The organism is Microvirga flocculans ATCC BAA-817 (assembly GCF_000518665.1).
In the GTDB taxonomy this organism is placed as follows: domain Bacteria; phylum Pseudomonadota; class Alphaproteobacteria; order Rhizobiales; family Beijerinckiaceae; genus Microvirga; species Microvirga flocculans.
The window spans coordinates 63,202-81,177 of the sequence record NZ_JAEA01000002.1 but is presented as its reverse complement, the minus strand read 5'-3'; the positions used below and the strand labels follow the sequence as shown (position 1 = coordinate 81,177).

16 protein-coding genes are annotated in these 17,976 nt (G+C 62.4%); 10 read left to right on the top strand and 6 right to left on the bottom strand.

Going from position 1 to position 17,976, the window contains the following annotated elements:
* Window positions 1–219: 219 nt before the first annotated feature.
* Window positions 220–2,475 carry a calcium-binding protein gene (locus L879_RS0103380; protein ID WP_027314873.1) on the bottom strand — a complete coding sequence of 752 codons (2,256 nt, stop codon included), beginning with the start codon at window positions 2,473–2,475 and terminating at the stop codon, window positions 220–222.
* Between the two features lie 253 nt (window positions 2,476–2,728).
* On the opposite strand from L879_RS0103380, the gene L879_RS0103375 reads away from it, so the two are divergent.
* From L879_RS0103375 to L879_RS0103365, 3 genes are read left to right on the top strand one after another with little or no spacing between them, the layout of a single operon-like run.
* A complete protein-coding gene (locus L879_RS0103375) occupies window positions 2,729–3,850 on the top strand; it encodes an Mrp/NBP35 family ATP-binding protein (protein ID WP_027314872.1) in 1,122 nt (373 codons plus the stop codon).
* 5 nt (window positions 3,851–3,855) lie between these two features.
* On the top strand, window positions 3,856–4,491 hold the full coding sequence (gene mobA / locus L879_RS0103370) for a molybdenum cofactor guanylyltransferase MobA (protein ID WP_027314871.1): 636 nt from the start codon (window positions 3,856–3,858) through the stop codon (window positions 4,489–4,491).
* Window positions 4,488–4,718: a sulfurtransferase TusA family protein gene (locus L879_RS0103365; RefSeq protein WP_027314870.1), complete on the top strand. Its 231-nt coding sequence runs from the start codon at window positions 4,488–4,490 to the stop codon at window positions 4,716–4,718. The genes mobA and L879_RS0103365 overlap by 4 nt, the downstream gene beginning before the upstream one ends.
* Window positions 4,719–4,840: 122 nt before the next feature.
* Here L879_RS0103365 and L879_RS20275 read toward each other — a convergent pair whose 3' ends face one another.
* Window positions 4,841–5,017, bottom strand: coding sequence for a CsbD family protein (locus L879_RS20275; RefSeq protein ID WP_035458596.1), 177 nt, complete (start codon window positions 5,015–5,017; stop codon window positions 4,841–4,843).
* A gap of 105 nt (window positions 5,018–5,122) precedes the next feature.
* Entirely contained in the window at window positions 5,123–6,376 is a 1,254-nt protein-coding gene (locus tag L879_RS0103355; protein WP_027314869.1) for a glycerate kinase type-2 family protein, read from the bottom strand.
* A 223-nt stretch (window positions 6,377–6,599) separates the two neighbouring features.
* Here L879_RS0103355 and L879_RS0103350 point away from each other — a divergent pair, with 223 nt between their 5' ends.
* Window positions 6,600–7,400 (top strand): HAD-IIB family hydrolase, encoded by an 801-nt coding sequence (locus tag L879_RS0103350; RefSeq protein ID WP_027314868.1) that lies wholly within the window; start codon window positions 6,600–6,602, stop codon window positions 7,398–7,400.
* A gap of 55 nt (window positions 7,401–7,455) precedes the next feature.
* Here the strand turns inward: L879_RS0103350 and L879_RS0103345 are convergent, their stop codons facing one another.
* The gene (locus L879_RS0103345) at window positions 7,456–8,946 is read right to left on the bottom strand and encodes an NAD-dependent succinate-semialdehyde dehydrogenase (RefSeq protein ID WP_027314867.1); all 1,491 of its coding nucleotides are present in this window, start codon (window positions 8,944–8,946) and stop codon (window positions 7,456–7,458) included.
* A gap of 332 nt (window positions 8,947–9,278) precedes the next feature.
* On the opposite strand from L879_RS0103345, the gene L879_RS0103340 reads away from it, so the two are divergent.
* The 6 genes from L879_RS0103340 to L879_RS0103315 all read left to right on the top strand — a co-directional run bounded on the left by L879_RS0103340 (window position 9,279) and on the right by L879_RS0103315 (window position 15,577).
* Window positions 9,279–10,466, top strand: coding sequence for an ABC transporter substrate-binding protein (locus L879_RS0103340; protein ID WP_035458696.1), 1,188 nt, complete (start codon window positions 9,279–9,281; stop codon window positions 10,464–10,466).
* A gap of 76 nt (window positions 10,467–10,542) precedes the next feature.
* Window positions 10,543–11,301: an ABC transporter ATP-binding protein gene (locus tag L879_RS0103335; RefSeq protein WP_027314865.1), complete on the top strand. Its 759-nt coding sequence runs from the start codon at window positions 10,543–10,545 to the stop codon at window positions 11,299–11,301.
* Window positions 11,294–12,001, top strand: a complete 708-nt coding sequence (locus L879_RS0103330; RefSeq protein ID WP_027314864.1) for an ABC transporter ATP-binding protein — start codon at window positions 11,294–11,296, stop codon at window positions 11,999–12,001. The genes L879_RS0103335 and L879_RS0103330 overlap by 8 nt, the downstream gene beginning before the upstream one ends.
* A 6-nt stretch (window positions 12,002–12,007) precedes the next feature.
* Window positions 12,008–12,895, top strand: coding sequence for a branched-chain amino acid ABC transporter permease (locus tag L879_RS0103325; RefSeq protein WP_027314863.1), 888 nt, complete (start codon window positions 12,008–12,010; stop codon window positions 12,893–12,895).
* A 58-nt stretch (window positions 12,896–12,953) separates the two neighbouring features.
* Complete coding sequence (locus L879_RS0103320) at window positions 12,954–13,874, top strand: branched-chain amino acid ABC transporter permease (RefSeq protein WP_438268094.1); 921 nt, start codon at window positions 12,954–12,956, stop codon at window positions 13,872–13,874.
* 62 nt (window positions 13,875–13,936) lie between these two features.
* Window positions 13,937–15,577 carry a GMC family oxidoreductase gene (locus L879_RS0103315; RefSeq protein WP_027314861.1) on the top strand — a complete coding sequence of 547 codons (1,641 nt, stop codon included), beginning with the start codon at window positions 13,937–13,939 and terminating at the stop codon, window positions 15,575–15,577.
* A gap of 228 nt (window positions 15,578–15,805) precedes the next feature.
* Here L879_RS0103315 and L879_RS20270 read toward each other — a convergent pair whose 3' ends face one another.
* Together L879_RS20270 and L879_RS20265 are read right to left on the bottom strand one after the other, a co-directional pair.
* Complete coding sequence (locus tag L879_RS20270) at window positions 15,806–16,447, bottom strand: LuxR C-terminal-related transcriptional regulator (protein ID WP_161634627.1); 642 nt, start codon at window positions 16,445–16,447, stop codon at window positions 15,806–15,808.
* Window positions 16,448–17,003: 556 nt separating this feature from the next.
* Entirely contained in the window at window positions 17,004–17,774 is a 771-nt protein-coding gene (locus tag L879_RS20265; RefSeq protein WP_051435008.1) for a LuxR C-terminal-related transcriptional regulator, read from the bottom strand.
* Window positions 17,775–17,976 lie beyond the last annotated feature (202 nt).

The window sequence follows — 17,976 nt, the reverse complement described above, 5'->3', positions numbered from 1 at the left end:
TGACCGGAGCAGCACGCTCCCTGAAAGATATGGGTGACAACGGACGGAGTATCGTTTGGTTTCCTGGGGCGCCCGGCTGCCCTTCAATCAGCGCAGCGCTTTTCCGATACTCTAGCGCATCGCGCGGACCCAGCGGGCCGCGCTGAACGATGCGCTTATCCAAGAGAGAAGCATCGGATAGATCCCAAAAGTGCAAATCCACTTTTCTCGTCCGATGCTTTAGACGATGGCGAAATCAAGATGGGAGAGCGCAGCCTTGTTGGCGAGCTTTGCAAAGAGAAGCTGCTTGGCGGAGCCCGTTCCATCCGGATCGTAATAGAGCGCACCGGCCTTCTTGTCGTAGATCACCCGGTCCTGGGCATCGGCGGCTTTCTGACCGAGCACGAAGGCGCTCTTTGCCAGAGCGCCGCGCTTGACGCCCTTGAAGACCGCATCGTCGAGCCGGATCGTATCGTCGGTGGCCCGGAAATCGGTGATCGTGTCGACATTGGTGCTCTTGTTGAGACTGGAATTGAACGTGAACGTATCCTTCCCGGCCCCTCCGGACAAAATGTCCTTGCCCGCACCGCCCAGGACCGTATCGTTGCCTGCCAATCCGTTCAGCGTATCGTTGCCGGCCTGCCCCTGAAGCGTGTTCACGCCCGCATTGCCATTGATGACGTTGGCCAGGGCATTGCCGGAAAGTCCGATCGCAGCGGTGGAGGACGCCGATTGAACCGACAGGTTCTCGATCTGCGCAAGAGCCGCGAGCGAGAACGATCCCGCGACAAGAACCGTGTCCAGGCCGCCGCTGTCGAGGATGGCATCGTTGCCGGACACGACAAAGGTATCGTTGCCGAGGCCGCCGTCGAGGATGTCGTCTCCGGCCCCGCCATCGAGCAAGTCGGCGCCGCCTCCCCCATCGAGCATATCCCGGCCGCCGCCGCCAGCAAGCGTATCGCCGAATGCCCCGCCGGCAAGGATGTCCCGCGCAGTACCGCCGGTGAGCTCGAACCGCTCGATGCTTTTGAGCACGGTGCCATCGGACAGAACATGCTCGTCTGTCGCATCGCTGAGGTCGAGAACGACGGAAGATGTCCGGAACGACCTGTCGAGGGACACGGTGTCGAGCCCCTCGCCGCCGAGGACGCTGACCGCAATCTTGGGAGCGATGATCCGGTCGGCACCGGCCGACCCGACGATCTCAAGCTGGCTGCCGGAGACCCAGTTGACCGTCGTCCAACCGCTCGCATCGAGAGGCTGGCCGTTGTCGAGGTGCACACGGATGAGAGTCGCTATGCCATTAACGTCGAACGCGACATCCGACCGGAGGGTATTGCCGAACTGGACCGTGGCCCCAGAAGTGGCTTGCACACGTTCGATGCCCCTAATCGTCACGCCGCGCAGATCGCCTTCAGCCTGTAGAATGTCATTTCCCTCACCGCCGTCGATGATCTCTCCGGCCTCAGCGTCTCCATCGTTCACGACGATCCTGTCATCACCGGCACCTCCATAGACCGTGTCGCGGCCCTGATCCCCCAGCAGAATGTCGTTTCCGGCATATCCATCGATGAGATCGTTACCCCCATGGGCTCTAATGAAGTCCAGGAAAATCGACCCTTTCACCCGGTCATCCAACGGGGAATTTTCAGCCAGGTTATAGGTAAAGACCTGTCGCATCGGTACCTGCTGCGGGTCCCAACCGGTAAAGGCCCAACCGGACAGATCGATGTTCACTGACTCGCCTGGGGTGCGCGCGATGTCGAACTTCGTGAAGGCTTCCCTCGCAGTGTCGATCTGAAGATCGGCCGGCAGCGCAGCGATCTGGGCTGAGGTGAAGCGAACGAGAGTCGATGAGACAATATACTGACCGAACTCTATACGCTCGATCCCGGCGATCGCCGGGGTATTCTCCATCGCTTCAAAGGCGATGGAGCCGCCATAAGCGATGTGCAGGGTATCGAACCCCTCGCCTCCGTCGATAGCAAAGGTATTGGTGAGAAAAGTCTGGGTAGGGGTCGAGAGAAAGAATTTGTCGTTCCCCGTTCCACCGTCGAGGAGGGTTTTATTGTCGTCGGTCACAAGGGTGTCGTCTCCCCCGAAGCCGTACAGCGCATCGCCTTGAGACGACGAAAATGCATCGCCGTAGCTTTCCAGAAAGTCCTTGCCGCTGGAGCCGTTGACCGTATCTCTGGTGAGAAGCTGGTAAAGGCCAGGGCCGGGAATCAGACCGGGCGGGAACTCTGTGGCGACCGCATAGACCACATCCTCGCCGGTCTGGGGATCGAGGACATAGAATGTCAATTTCGTGCAGAGGGAGCGGGGGCCGAACTGCTCCGTGTCGGCCAGATCCAGCTCGATGCGCCGCCCGGTGCTGGAGAGGTAAATTCTCTTCGAGGCCTCCTCAACTATAGTGGTGGAACCGTCTATAAAATCCCTCAGACCGATGCCCTGGAGAGCGGGATTGTCAATTTCGGAAAACTGGAACAAAGCCATGACGTCGCCTCATATATCGTTGCACGACGGTAAGGCCGCGGCGATCCAAGCTCAAGCGTTTCCGGGCGTTTTTAGGCCGAAATTCCCTTCATCGAGAGAATTTGAGGTTATGCCCGGGCATGATGGGCACGGAAAGGCTGATTTTGCCTTCTCGATGCTCCCCTGCCTTTTCCGGAGGTGGCCCTTAACGGGAAACACCCCAACCTATACATGAGGGGCAGGATCACGCCTTGGCGGTTCAGGAGAATGCAAAGTGGCGATTACCCGTGAACATGTGCTGCAGGCCCTCTCGTCCGTGCCGGTCGATGGGGACAGGGTCAATCTCACCGCATCGGGGCGGCTCTCGGACGTCGTGCTGGACGATGCGGACCGGGTCATGTTCGCGATCACCATCGACCCCTCCGAAGCCGCGACCATGGAACGGGTCCGCCAGGCCGCCGTCGCGGCCGTTCAGGCCCTGCCGGGGGTGAAGGGCGTCTTCGCCAGCCTCACCGCCGACCGGCCCGCGGGCTCCTCGCCGCCCTCCTCGGGCACATCCCAGCGCCCGCGCCCGGCGGCCCTGCCCAAGACCCAGCATATCCCGGGCGTGAAGCACGTGATTGCCGTTGCGTCCGGCAAAGGCGGCGTGGGCAAGTCGACCACCGCCTGCAATCTGGCCCTCGGCCTGAAGGCGCTGGGGCTGAAGGTCGGGCTGCTCGACGCGGACATCTACGGCCCCTCGATGCCCAAGCTCCTCGGCATCCACGGCAAGCCGCGCCTGCTCGAGAATCGTATCCTGGAACCCATGGAGGCCTATGGCCTCAAGGTCATGTCCATCGGCTTCCTCGTCGAGGAGGAAGCGGCCATGATCTGGCGCGGGCCCATGGTGATGTCGGCCATCACCCAAATGCTGCGGGAAGTCGCCTGGGGCGATCTGGACGTTCTGGTGGTCGACATGCCGCCCGGCACGGGCGACGCCCAGCTCACCATGGCACAATCCACCCCGCTGGCGGGCGCCGTGATCGTCTCCACCCCGCAGGATCTTGCCCTCATCGACGCCCGGCGCGGCGTCTCGATGTTCAAGCGCGTGGAAATCCCGATCCTCGGCATCGTCGAGAACATGGCCACCTTCGTCTGCCCGCATTGCGGACAGACCTCGCACATCTTCGGCCATGGCGGCGCTCGCGACGAGGCCAAGCGTCTCGGCGTTCCCTTCCTCGGCGAGGTTCCTCTCAACATGCGGATCCGCGAGCTGTCGGATGCGGGCCGTCCGGTCGTCGTCACCGATCCCGATGGGCCGCATGCGCGCATTTACAAGGACATGGCGCATGAGGTGTGGAATGCGCTCTCGGGCGGCGCGGCCGCGCGACCGGCGCCGCGTATCGTCATCGAGTGAGCATCGTGGGCCTCGCACCGCCTCCCCCTACCGTCGGCGTCATTCTGGCGGGCGGCCTTTCACGGCGCATGGGCGGCGGCGACAAGTCCCTTCTGACCATTGGAGAGCGCACGCTCGTGCAATGCGTGGCGGAACGGCTCGCCGTTCAATGCGCGCGGCTGATCCTCAACGTCAACGGCGATCCAGCGCGCTTTGACGACATGAATCTCCCCATCGTGCCGGATACTCTCGCGGATCATCCCGGCCCGCTGGCCGGCATCCTGGCTGCGCTCGAATGGGCGGCCGTTCATGCCCCGTCCGTGGAATGGGTCGTGAGCGTTCCTGGGGATACGCCGTTCATACCGGGCGATCTCGTGGAGCGGCTGCACGAGGACCGGCGCGCGAGCGGGCTCCCGCTCGTCTGCGCCTCGTCCGCCTCCCGACGACATTTCGCCGTCGGTCTCTGGCCCGTGTCCCTGCGCCACGATCTGCGCAGCGCCATGGTCGGAAGGGGCACGCGCAGCATCCGGGAATGGGCGGGCCCGCATGGCTTGGCCGAAGCGTCCTGGCCGGAGGATCCCGTCGATCCGTTCTTCAACGTCAACACGCCCGACGAGCTGGATCGCGCGAGGGCCCTGGCACAACGAAAAGACTTTCCATGAAAGAACTCGATCTTTCCGGGCTGAAATGTCCCTTGCCGGTCCTGCGCACGCGCAAGGCTCTCAAGGAAATGCGATCCGGCGACCGCCTGAAGGTGATCTGCACGGACCCGCTGGCCGGAATCGATGTGCCCAACCTCGTCCGCGAAACCGGCGATGTTCTGGAAGCGCAAGGACAAGACAATCACAGGATCAGCTTCGTGATCCGCAAGATCGAACAACCAGCGTGAGTGGCTTGCTGGGGCATTTTGTCCCGCTTTGCCGCACGAATATGATCGTCCAGCGAAAAGAGCCGATTCCACACGGGTGAAATCGGCTCCGGGACCCGACCGTTCTTACGGCCTGGCGTCGATCAGGGCTCCTTGCGGAGGGTATCCTTGATGCCGCCGATGGTGTTCTGGACCTTGCCCTCGGCCTTGTCCATCTTGCCTTCGGCTTCCATCTTCGAATCGCCGAGAGCCTTGCCAAGACCCTCCTTGATGCGGCCCTTCATGGTCTTCATGCTGCCTTCGGTGCGATCACGATCCATAGTGTTTCTCCAGAATTTCGATGTGCGTTCTGGCAACGCGCGAGAAGACCGGAGGTTTCAAAGAAGTGCAGCCGGTTCACTTCGCCCGGTACGCGGTCCTTCAGTTCAACCGCGAATGAGGATGCAGCGGAAATCGTTGACGTTGGTGAGCGTCGGCCCCGTCATCACGAGCCTGTCGAGCGCAGCGAAGGCCGTGTAGGCATCGTTATGCTCAAGATGAGCGGCAAGATCGATCCCCTTGCTGCGCGCGCTCTCAAACAGGCTTGAGTCGAACCACGCACCCGCATTGTCCTCAGAGCCGTCGATCCCGTCTGTATCGCAGGCAATCGCAGCGATCCCCTCCTCATCCTTCAAGGCGAGCGCCAGGGACAAAAGGAATTCCGCATTACGGCCGCCGCGTCCCCTGCCGCGCACCGTCACCGTCGTCTCACCGCCCGAAAGCAGAACGCACGGTGCCTTCGCAGGCTCTCCGTGCAAGAGAACGGAGCGCGCGATCCCCGCCATCACGCGCCCGGCTTCCCGCGCCTCGCCCTCGATCGCATCCCCGAGAATGAGAGGAACCAACCCGAAATCGCGAGCCTTGGCAGCCGCCGCATCGAGCGCCATCTTGGGCGTTGCCAGCATATGCACGGCACCGCCGGCCGCAGGCTCCCTGACCGCGTTGGAACGGATGGCGCGCAGCACATGCTCCGGCACATCGATGCCGTATTTGCGCAGGATCGAAAGCGTTGCGTCCGGATCGACGCGCTCCGGAATCGTAGGTCCCGAGCCGATGCTGGACGGATCGTCCCCGGGTACGTCCGAGATCAGATACGTGACTAGCTGCGCCCGCCCCGCTGCCGCTGCGAGCCTGCCGCCCTTGATGGCGGAGAGGGACTTGCGGACCAGATTCATCTCGCCGATGGGTGCACCGGATTTCAGCAGCGCCCGGTTCAAGGCCTGCTTGTCGGCAAGCGTCACGCCCCCGGCGGGCAATGACAGGAGAGCAGAGGCCCCGCCTGAGATCAGGCAGACGACGAGATCCTCGGGGCCCGCCTGCTGCGCCAGCGCCAGAATTCTTCCGGCCGCCTGCATCCCCGCATCGTCGGGAACCGGATGGGCGGCCTCGACGACCTCGACGAACCGGGTCGGCACGGCATGGCCGTAACGCGTGACCACCAATCCTTCGCATGTTCTGCCGGCCCGGGTCCATGCCTCCTCGAAGGCTGCCGCCATGCGGGCCGAGGCCTTGCCCGCGCCGAGCACGATCGTCCGGCCTTTGGGCTTGGGCGGCAAGCGCCCGTCGAAATGCCCATCGGGCAAAGCCGCCTTCAGAGCCGCTTCGAACAGAGCCTTGAGGATGTCAGCATCGTTGGACATGGCGTCACTTTACGTCAGAAATCTCCTGCGTGAAGCCCGAGGCCACCAGGTTGCGCACAGGAGCCGGCCCTCCCTCGCCAAAGCTCCTGGAGCCTCTCACAGGATTGTGCTTAAAGATGCGCGCTTAGCCGTCTCAAGATCGTTCCTGTCTTCAACAAGGATGAAATCTGCCGATGAACCCGTCGAACCTGCACCTTCGCTTCTTCCTCCCAGGGTGCATGGCATGAAGCCTCTCTCGGAACTTTCTCTCGACAGCGCACGCGCGCTTCGCGTGGTGCTCACCGATATCGACGACACCGTGACCACGGAGGGCATGCTGACGGCCTCGGCCTATGGCGCGCTCGAGCAACTGCACCGCGCGGGCTTCATCGTGATCCCGGTGACGGGAAGGCCCGCGGGCTGGTGCGACCACATCGCCCGCATGTGGCCGGTGGACGCGGTGGTGGGAGAGAACGGCGCCTTCTTCTTCCGCTACGACCGCGAGCGCAAGAAGATGCAGCAGCGCTTCTGGGCCAGCCCGGAGGAGCTTAAGCGAAACCGCCTGAAGCTCGACGCCATCGAGGCGGAAGTACTCGGGACCGTAGCGGGAACCGCTCTCGCCAGCGATCAGGCCTACCGCATGGCGGATCTCGCCATCGACTTCTGCGAGGACGTTCCGGCCCTGCCCGAAGCGGAGGTGGACAGGATCGTTTCGATCTTCGAGCGCGCAGGCGCGCAGGCCAAGGTCAGCTCGATTCACGTGAACGGCTGGTTCGGCGATTACAACAAGCTGAGCATGGCCAAGACTCTGCTCGCGGATGTTTTCGGCATCGGGTGGGACGAGGCCAGGGCCAGCGTGATCTATGCCGGGGACTCGCCCAACGACGAGCCGATGTTCGCGGCTTTTCCCATGAGCGTCGGCGTCGCCAATATCCGCGCCTTCGCTCATCGGCTGACGCATAAGCCGGCCTATATCACGAACGGACATTCGGGAGACGGGTTTGCGGAACTCGCAGACCTGCTGCTCAGGGCAAGACATCGATAAGCCCATCCCGCGCCGAAAAGAAAGCCCGGCATTGCCGGGCTTTCCTGTCTCAGGCTTACATGCCTGCGAGGCAGATATACTTGATTTCGAGGAAGCCCTCGATGCCGTATTTCGAGCCTTCCCGGCCCAGGCCCGATTGCTTCACGCCGCCGAACGGCGCCATCTCGTTGGCCAAAGCCGGCGTGTTCACGCCCACCATGCCGCTCTCCAGCGCCTCCGCTACACGCCAGACGCGGGCCATGTCCCTGGCGTAGAAATACGACGCCAGGCCGTATTCGGAATCGTTTGCCATGGCGATCACATCGGCCTCGTCCCTGAACGTGATGATCGGCGCCAGCGGCGCGAAGGTCTCTTCCTTCGTCACCTTCATTTCTTGCGTGATGCCCGTCATCACCGTCGGCTCGAAGAAGGTTCCTCCGAGTTCCGAGCGCTTGCCGCCCACGAGCAGCCGACCGCCCTTCGCGAGGGCGTCGGCCACGTGATCCTCCATCTTCGCCACGGCGCGCGCGTCGATCAACGGACCCATGGTCACGCCCGCGTCCGTCCCCCGGCCGAGCTTGAGGTTCCTGGCCTTGGCCGCCAGCTTCTCGGCGAAGGCCGGGGCCACGCTCTCCTGCACATAGATGCGGTTGGCGCAGACACAGGTCTGTCCGGCATTGCGGAACTTGGAGAGCATGGCGCCCTCCACCGCCGCATCGAGATCGGCATCGTCGAAGACGATGAAGGGGGCGTTGCCGCCGAGCTCGAGGGACAGGCGCTTGATGCTGTCGCCCGCCTCCCGCATCAGCCAGCGCCCGACATTGGTCGAGCCGGTGAAGGTGATCTTGGCCACCTTCGGGTTATGGCAGAATTCCTCGCCGATGGGCTTGGCGTCGTCGGTGGTGATCACCGAGAAGGCGCCCTTCGGGATCCCGGCCCGCTCCGCCAGGACGGCCAGGGCAAGAGCCGAGAGCGGCGTCTGGGCGGCAGGCTTGAGCACCATGGTGCAGCCGGCGGCGAGCGCCGGGCCGACCTTGCGGGTGATCATGCCATTGGGAAAGTTCCAGGGCGTGATGGCGGCGCACACGCCCACAGGCTGCTTGAGCACCACGATGCGCTGGGACGGATTGGCGCCGGGAATGACATCGCCGTCGATGCGCTTGGCCTCTTCAGCGAACCATTCGATATAGGCCGCGTTGGAGATCACCTCGGCTTTGGCCTCCGCCAGGGGCTTGCCCTGCTCGGTGGTGAGGATGAGGGCGAGATCGTCGGCATGGGCGACGATCAGGTCGTACCAGCGCCGCAGGATCTGGCTGCGCTCCTTGGCGGTGCGCTTGGCCCATCCCTTCTGCACCTCATGGGCCTTGTCGATGGCCCGGCGGGCGGCATCGGCGCCCAGATCGGGCACATGGGCGATGAGCGCGCCGTCGAAGGGATCGGTGACAGCGATCGTCTTGCCGCCGTCCGCATCCACCCACTCGCCCGCCACATAGGCCTGGCTCACCAGAAGCGACGGATCCTTCAGATCGAGAATGCGGCGATCCGCAGGCTTGGCATGGACATTCATCGGCAGGCTCCAACCTAAGCGTGATGAGGAAGAAAAGCTGAGGCAGATATAAGGGGTGCTCCCAGGCTTGTGAACCGCGCAGATTTCTGAGCCGCGCAGCCGCAGGAGCGGCCTTCCTTTCGAGAAGCAGACGGCCGCTGCCTCATTTTCAGGCAGAAGGTCAAGGATCTCTGCGACTTAAGGATGACCGTTTCTCGCATTGATAAGGCCCGAAGTGTCTGTACCTTTCTCATCATCGCCATGCGTGTTTCCACGCGGCTGATCAAACAAGGGCAGGACCAACCTGCCTCGAAACAATGGGAAGGAAATCCATGCGTATCCTCAGCAAGATCATGTTTGCCCTCAGCTGCACCGTGCTGGCGCATTCGGCCCATGCGCAGCAGGCCTCCGACGGCGTGGTCAAGATCGGCATCCTGAACGATCAATCCGGCGTCTATGCGGATTTCGGCGGCAAGTCCTCGGTCGAGGCCGCTCGCATGGCGGTCCAGGATTTCGGCGGCAAGGTCCTCGGCGTTCCGGTCGAGATCGTGAGCGCCGACCACCAGAACAAGCCCGATGTGGCCTCCAGCATCGCCCGGCAGTGGTACGACACGGAAAAGGTCGATGCCATCATGGAGCTGACCACCTCGTCCGTCGCCCTGGCGGTGCAGGGTCTGTCCAAGGACAAGAAGAAAATCACCATGACGACCGGTGCGGCGACGACGGACCTTACCGGCAAGCAATGCTCTCCTTACGGCTTCCACTGGGCCTACGATACCCACGCCCTGGCCGTCGGCACCGGCGGCGCGCTGGTGGAAAACGGCGGCAACAAGTGGTTCTTCCTCACCGCCGATTACGCCTTCGGCTACTCCCTCGAGGAGCAGACCTCGAAATTCGTGAAGTCGAAGGGCGGTCAGGTGGTCGGCGCCGTCCGCCATCCGCTGGCGGCCACGGATTATTCGTCCTTCCTTCTGCAGGCCCAGAGTTCCGGCGCGAATGTGATCGGTCTCGCCAATGCCGGCCTCGACACCGCCAACGCCATCAAGCAGGCGGCGGAATTCGGCATCACCCAGGGCGGCACGCGTCTGGCGGCGCTTCTCTTCACGCTGGCGGAAGTGAAGGGCCTCGGCCTGAAGGCCGCACAGGGCCTGACCCTGACCGAGGGCTGGTACTGGGATCAGAGCGACGAGAACCGCGCCTTCGCCAAGAAGTTCATGGACAAGACCGGCCGCATGCCGAACATGATCCACATGGGCACCTACTCCGCCGTGCTGCAATACCTGAAGGCCGTCGAGAAGGCGGGCACCGATGCGACGGAGCCCGTTGCCAAGCTTCTGCACGAGATGCCGGTTCAGGATATCTTCGCCAAGAACGGCAAGGTGCTGCCCAACGGCCGCATGGTCTACGACATGTATCTCTTCCAGGTGAAGAAGCCCGAAGAGAGCAAGAGCGATTGGGACATGTACAAGCAGCTCGCCAAGATCCCCGGCGACGATGCCTACCTGAAGGTTGCCGAGAGCGGCTGCCAGCTCACGCAGTAATCCTTGCGCACGAGGCGGACGGCATGAGCCGTCCGCCTCCGCTGTCGTCTCATCGAGAGAGTTTCGGCCTCACCCTATGGTCAGTACCCAACCTATCCTGCAAGCCACCGGACTCACCATGGAGTTTCGTGGCTTCGTCGCCGTCAAGGACGTGACGCTATCCGTCAACGAGGGGTCGATCCACGCCCTCATCGGCCCCAACGGCGCCGGCAAGACCACCGTTTTCAACCTGCTCACGAAGTTCCTCACGCCGACGCGCGGCCAGATCGTCTTCAAAGGCGCCGATATCACGCGCATGAAACCCGCCGAGGTCGCGCGCCTGGGCCTGGTGCGCTCCTTCCAGATATCGGCTGTCTTTCCCCATCTGACCTTGCTCGACAACGTGCGCGTGGCCCTGCAGCGTCCCTCAGGCCTCGCGACCCAGTTCTGGCGCTCGTCGAACACCCTTGCCGCTCTGGACGAGCGGGCGATGGAGTTGATCGACGCGGTCAATCTTTCATCCTATGCGGATCTTCCGGCGACCGAATTGTCCTATGGCCGCAAGCGGGCGCTCGAGATCGCCACGACCCTGGCGCTCGACCCGGCCATGCTGCTCCTCGACGAGCCCATGGCGGGCATGGGCCATGAGGATATCGGCCGAATTTCCGACCTCATCCGGCGCATCGCCCGCAACCGCACGGTGCTGATGGTCGAGCACAACCTGAACGTCGTCGCAGACCTCTGCGACCGCGTGACCGTTCTGGCGCGGGGCGAGATCCTTTCCGACGGGTCCTACGACACCGTCAGCCGGGATCCGCGGGTGCGCGAAGCCTATATGGGAACCGAGCATGAGTAGCGCTCCTCTTCTCGAAGTGCGTGGCCTCAACGCCTGGTACGGCGAGAGCCACGTCCTGCACGGTGTCGATCTCGACATCCGTGAAGGTGAAACCGTTACGCTTCTGGGCCGCAACGGCGCGGGCAAGACCACGACGCTGCGGGCGATCATGGGCATCCTGCGCCGCCGCGAGGGCGTGATCCGCCTGCGCGGCCGTGACCTTCTGGGGCTGCCGCTGCACAAGGTCGCCAAAGCCGGGCTCGGCTATGTCCCGGAGGAGCGCGGCATCTTCGCGAGCCTCAACGTCTCCGAGAATCTCATGCTGCCCCCCACCGTGGCGGAGGGCGGCATGAGCGTGGAGGAAATCTACACGCTCTTTCCCAATCTCCATGAGAGGAGATCGAGCCAGGGCACGAAGCTGTCGGGCGGCGAGCAGCAGATGCTCGCCATCGCCCGCGTGCTGCGCACGGGGGCCAAGATCATTCTTCTCGACGAGCCGACGGAAGGCCTTGCGCCCGTGATCGTCCAGCGCATCGGCGACGTCCTGGTGGAACTCAAGAAGCGCGGCATGACGATCCTTCTCGTCGAGCAGAATTTCCGTTTCGCCCGGAAGGTCGCCGACCGCTTCTACCTCATGGAGGACGGGCGCATGGTGAACGCGTTTCCCGGGCACGAGCTCGATGCGCGCATGGACGAGCTGCACGAAGTTCTTGGGGTGTAGAGCATCATGAGCACGATTTTCGGCGTTCCCGCCCCTGCCCTCTACGGCCAGATCCTCATCGGCCTGATCAACGGTTCGTTCTATGCCATGCTGAGCCTCGGCCTGGCCGTGATCTTCGGCCTGCTGCGGATCATCAATTTCGCCCATGGCGCCCAATACATGCTCGGGGCTTTCGCGGCCTACCTGCTCCTGTCCTACGCAGGCATCGGCTATTGGCTCGCCCTCGTTCTGGCGCCCCTGATCGTCGGCGCAGTCGCGGTCGTGATCGAACGCACCATGCTGAGCCGTCTCTACGGCATCGACCCGCTCTACGGCCTCCTCCTGACCTTCGGCCTCGCCCTCATTCTCGAAGGCGCTTTCCGCTACTGGTTCGGAGCCGCCGGGCAGCCCTATGCCGCGCCTGCGCAGCTGACGGGCGCCCTCAATCTCGGCTTCATGTTCATGCCGATCTACCGTGGCTGGGTGGTCGTCGCATCCCTCGTCATCTGCCTCGGCACATGGCTTCTCATCGAAAAGACGCGGCTCGGGGCCTACCTGCGGGCCGCGACGGAAAACGCCACGCTGGTCCAGGCCTTCGGCGTGAACGTGCCGCTGCTTCTGACCCTCACCTACGGCCTTGGCGCGGCGCTGGCCGCGCTCGCCGGCGTTCTCGCCGCGCCGATCTACCAAGTCAGCCCGCTCATGGGCTCGAACCTCATCATCATCGTCTTCGCGGTGGTCGTCGTCGGCGGCATGGGCTCGATCCTGGGCGCCATCGTGACCGGCTATGTGCTCGGCGTGCTCGAGGGACTGACGAAGGTCTTCTACCCGGAAGCCTCGAGCATCGTTATCTTTGTGATCATGGCTATCGTTCTGCTCGTCAGGCCGGCAGGGCTCTTCGGGCGGGAGGAGTAAAATCATGGCTGTCGGAACCCAATATCTCGCGGAGCAGCCGAAGCTGCGCACCTCCTCCATGGTGATCGGCGCAGTGGTCGTCGCGGCCCTGATGGCAGCGCCGTTCTTCTTCTACCCCGTGCTCCTGATGAGCATTCTCTGCTTCGCTCTCTTCGCCTGCGCGTTCAACCTGCTCATCGGCTATGTTGGGCTGCTCTCCTTCGGCCATGCAGCCTTCTTCGGCGGAGCCGCCTATTTCACGGCCCATGCCGCCAAGGTCTGGGGCTGGGAGCCTTTGACGTCCATCCTGCTCGGCATGGCCGGAGCAGCCGCCATGGGCTTCGTGATCGGATTCCTGGCCATCCGCCGCCAGGGCATCTACTTCGCCATGATCACGCTCGCCCTGTCGCAGATGTTCGCCTTCATCTGCCTGCAGGTCCCTTTCACCCATGGCGAGGACGGCATCCAGGGGGTTCCCCGCGGACATCTGCTCGGCATCATCGACCTGAACCAGCCCCTGGCGATGTACTATGTCACGCTGGCCATCTTCCTGTTCGGCTTCTTCGCCATCTGGCGCATCGTGCACTCGCCCTTCGGCAACATCCTCAAGGCCATCCGCGAGAACGAGCGGCGGGCAATCTCGCTGGGCTACCGGGTGGACCGCTACAAGCTCGGCGCTTTCGTCATGTCGGCCGCCCTGGCGGGGCTGGCGGGCGGCACGAAGGCCATCGTCTTCCAGTTCGCGACCCTCACCGACGTGCAATGGCAGATGTCGGGCGAGGTGATCCTGATGACGCTTCTCGGCGGCATCGGCACGCTGATCGGCCCCATCGTCGGCGCCGGCTTCGTGATCGCGCTCCAGAACTATCTCGCCGCCTCCGACTTCCCCGTGACGGTGCTGATCGGCATCATCTTCGTGGTCTGCGTCCTGCTCTTCCGCCGCGGCATCGTCGGCGAGATCATGGAATTGACGAAGCGCAAGTCAAAGCAATCCGCATAGAGCATGCATGATGAGTTCGGTTGGCGCGACCGTGAGCGCCGCTCTCTTCGATCGAGACACCCATGTCAGACACCACGACATTCGACTATGTCATCATCGGCGCAGGTTCGGCGGGCTGCGTGCTCGCCAACCGCCTGTCCAGGGATCCCCGGAACGCTGTCTGCCTCCTGGAAGCCGGCGGCAAGGACAACTGGATCTGGTTTCACATTCCGGTCGGCTACCTCTTCGCGATCGGCAATCCCCGCGCCGACTGGATGTTCAAGACCGAAGCCGAGGCAGGACTGAACGGCCGTGTCCTGAATTACCCGCGCGGCAAGGTTCTCGGCGGCTGCTCGGCCATCAATGCGATGATCTACATGCGCGGCCAACGGGAGGATTACGACAACTGGCGCCAGATGGGGCTTACAGGCTGGGGCTGGGACGATGTCAGGCCGATCTTCCGCCAGCACCTGGACCATTATCTCGGCGCCGGTGAGCATCACGGCACCGGCGGTGAATGGCGCGTGGAAGCGCCCCGGGTGCGCTGGGAAATCCTCGATTCCTTCATCGAGGCCGCCGCCGAGGCCGGGATTCCCCGTGTGAGCGATTTCAACACGGGCAGCAACGAGGGCATCTCCTATTTTCACGTCAACCAGAAGAACGGGCGGCGCTGGTCCTCCGCGCGCGGCTTCCTCAAGCCGGCCTTGTCGCGCCCGAACCTGAAAGTCGAAACCCACGCCCATGCCACGCGCATCCTGTTCGAAGGGAGGCGCGCCATCGGCGTGGAAATCCTGCAGAACGGCAGCCTGAGGCGCATTCTCGCCCGCAAGGAGGTCGTGCTCTCCGCAGGCGCCATCGCCTCGCCCCAGCTTCTGCAACTGTCAGGCATCGGCAACGGCGCCCTGCTGCAGGAGCACGGCATCGACGTCGTCCATCACCTGCCGGGGGTGGGAGAAAACCTGCAGGACCATCTGCAGCTGCGCCCCATCTACAAGGTCAGCGGCGTGCGGACGCTGAACGAGGAATACCGTTCGCTCGTCAGAAAAGGGCAGATGGCGCTCGAATACGCGCTCTTTCGCCGGGGGCCGCTCACCATGGCGCCTTCGCAGCTTGGGGCCTTCACCCGCTCGTCCCCGGACTACGCCACCCCGAATCTCCAGTTTCACATCCAGCCGCTTTCCCTGGACAAGTTCGGCGAAGACCCGCATCCCTTCCCCGCCTTTACGGCCAGCGTCTGCAACCTGCGCCCCACCAGCCGGGGAAGCGTTCGAATTCGCAGCGGCACGGCGGGCGATCTCCCCTCCATCCGCCCGAATTACCTCTCGACGCAGGAAGACCAGCAGGTCGCCGTCGATGCCCTGCGTCTGGTACGACGCATCGTCGCGATGCCCGCACTCCAAAAGTATCGCCCCGAGGAGTACAAGCCAGGCGCTCAGCTGACGACCGATGCAGAGCTTCTGAATGGAGCACGCGACATCGGAACCACGATATTCCACCCTGTGGGTACGGCCAGGATGGGAATCGACAGCGATCCGATGGCCGTGACGGATGAGCGCCTGCGCGTTCGCGGCATCGAAGGGCTGCGGGTGATCGATGCGTCGATCATGCCGACCATCACGAGCGGCAACACGAATTCGCCAACGCTCATGATCGCCGACAAGGGCGCCGCGATGATCCTGGAGGATCAAGCTCAGGCATCCAGGCCGGCGCTGCGCTCCGCTTAAAGCCGTTCGCATTTTCGTGGCATCGCACGCCGCACCACAAGGCCTTGCCTGCCGCCATTTCAGGAAAACGGTTCCTGCTTTTTCCCGAAATGGCTCTGGATCACTGCGGTAACCAAGATGAATTGCAGCGGGAGCCCACAGACAATGCGCTCAAGTCCGCAAGCCTATAAGGGCAGCGGACCCCGCTGCCTCCCATCAAGGACGCCCCTTCAAGCCCTGCCAGCGCCGTCAGCTGGCGGAAGACTTGGGATTTGCAGACAAGTGGCTTGCGGCCCAGATTGCCGCTTGCGTGCGGTTCTTGGCTTGGATCTTTCGCAGGATCGCCTTGACGTGAACCTTCACGGTCGCTTCCGTGATGTCGAATTTGCGGGCGATGATCTTGTTCGAGTCGCCGTCCATCAGGCACCGCAGGATGACCGTCTCGCGAACGGAAAGGCCTTTCGTGGGCGTGATTCCCTCCTGCACCTCGTCGCCGGACCGATCCTCCTTGGACCGCTCCGTCCGGACTTCCTCTTCCTGCAGGAGACCGAGGATTGCGCCAGGGAAAATCGCCTCCCCAAGCATCACGAGATCGAGAGACTTGACGAGAACTTCGCAGGAAATGGACTTTTTAAGGTAGGCATCAGCACCTGCCCGGAACGCCGACAGAGCTTGGGTCAGGTCGTATTGCTCGACCAGCATCACCACTTTGGCGTTCGCATTCTGCTCCTTCACGAGTTTGGCCTTACGACAGGTTTCCTCATGGTCGCGGCTTGCATCCGTAATCAGCACGACCGCTCCGTTGTCGGGGCCATAGGCTGCACGGACCTCGTCGATGCTCGCCGCCGCGACCGAGGGCGCGTAGAGCGTTTCGGAGAGGATTCGTCTCAAGCCCTCCCTCAGGAGAGCGTTGGGCTCCACGAGAAGCGTTCGGATCGCACGCGCCGCTGCAAATTCGGAGGGTGAGGGCTCAACCGAGCGCGCCAGTTCCATATACCTTGAATAGGCTACGTCTTTAGCCGATGAAGCGCCTGGATGAGGAAGGTTATCAAGATCGTAGGTGTTCCGCATCGCAGATGCCTTTCTGGTCTTGATTCGGTCAGGCAAATAATAAAATTTCTTTCGAGATCTTTAGCTTATAATCTTATTCCCGACAATCATTACCCATTCAAATCGTTTTAATAATCATTAATTAAAAGGTATAGACAAGTTACTTGATATCGTTTCATTTTTACTATCCAGGCATTACTTATTGAAGCGGCGTGAACCGGAATTATGGAGCGCTCTTAGGAAGCTTCAAGAACTCGTTCATCGAAATGCGAGCCCGAATCCATTCTAAGTGCTCTGCAAAGTCTACTCCCGATCCAAAGAACAAAACGGACGTTATCGAGACCTCGAGCGGCGAAGATAGGTCGTTTCCGGGCCGCACCTTTCAAAAACGAGTTCCCTAACGCAGGCCATGCGCCGCCAGTTTCTCTCCCGACGGGATCAATGAGTCATCCGTTCCGCCAGCGGAGAAATGGTTGACCGCCCACATGGCTGCCTGCGTCCGGTTGGCCACGCGGATCTTGCGAAGGATGGCCTTGATATGCACCTTGACCGTAGCCTCGGCGACATCGAGCTTGCGGGCGATCACCTTGTTGGGGGCGCCCTGCATCAGGCATTGCAGGATTTCCGCCTCTCGGCTCGACAGGGTCCGGATGGGCGAGTCGTGAGTTTCCTGTGCCGCGGCAACCGGCGCGGGCGACATCCTGCTGGACGGCATCTCCCTGCGCAGGCTTGTCTCTGAAGCCGGCGACGAGAGCGATGAAAGAAAAGCGGCCGAAGGGAAGACGATCTCTCCCAGCATCACGAGGTCGAGGTACTTGATGAGAGCCTCACATCCGGTCGTGGCCAGGCAATACCCATCAGCTCCGGATTGGAAGGCTTCTTTCATGTCGTCCAAGTCGAACGCGTCGGAAAGGACGACGATACGCGCCTGCGCATGATGCTGTCGCAAGGCCGAAACCGCCCTGGCGATCCCTGACGCGTAAAGATTCCTGTCGAGAATGAAGAGGATCGAGGATCCTCCATGCTCGTCGCCCAGACTGAAATCTCCGCGCGTGAGATTTTCCGGGTGCAGCTTGAACCGCGTGCTCGAGAGAATGTGCCGCAAACCTTCGCGGAGCATGGAATTATTGCAACCGAGAACCGTGGTGACCGACAGAAGGTTTGACATGCGAAGGAGCCTTTACCGCAGAGATTACCCCAAATTGTATGAGTGAACGTTTAGTTAATCATTCCTAAAAAGGAGGTATGGAAGCGTGATTAGGAGGTAGAGAAAAAATCCCTCCGAAGAGAAGCGAAAAGCGCGGAAGAATAGGTATCGGACGGCATGCAATGCGCAGCTCCTGTCCCATCATCTTCTCTACGCGCATCCA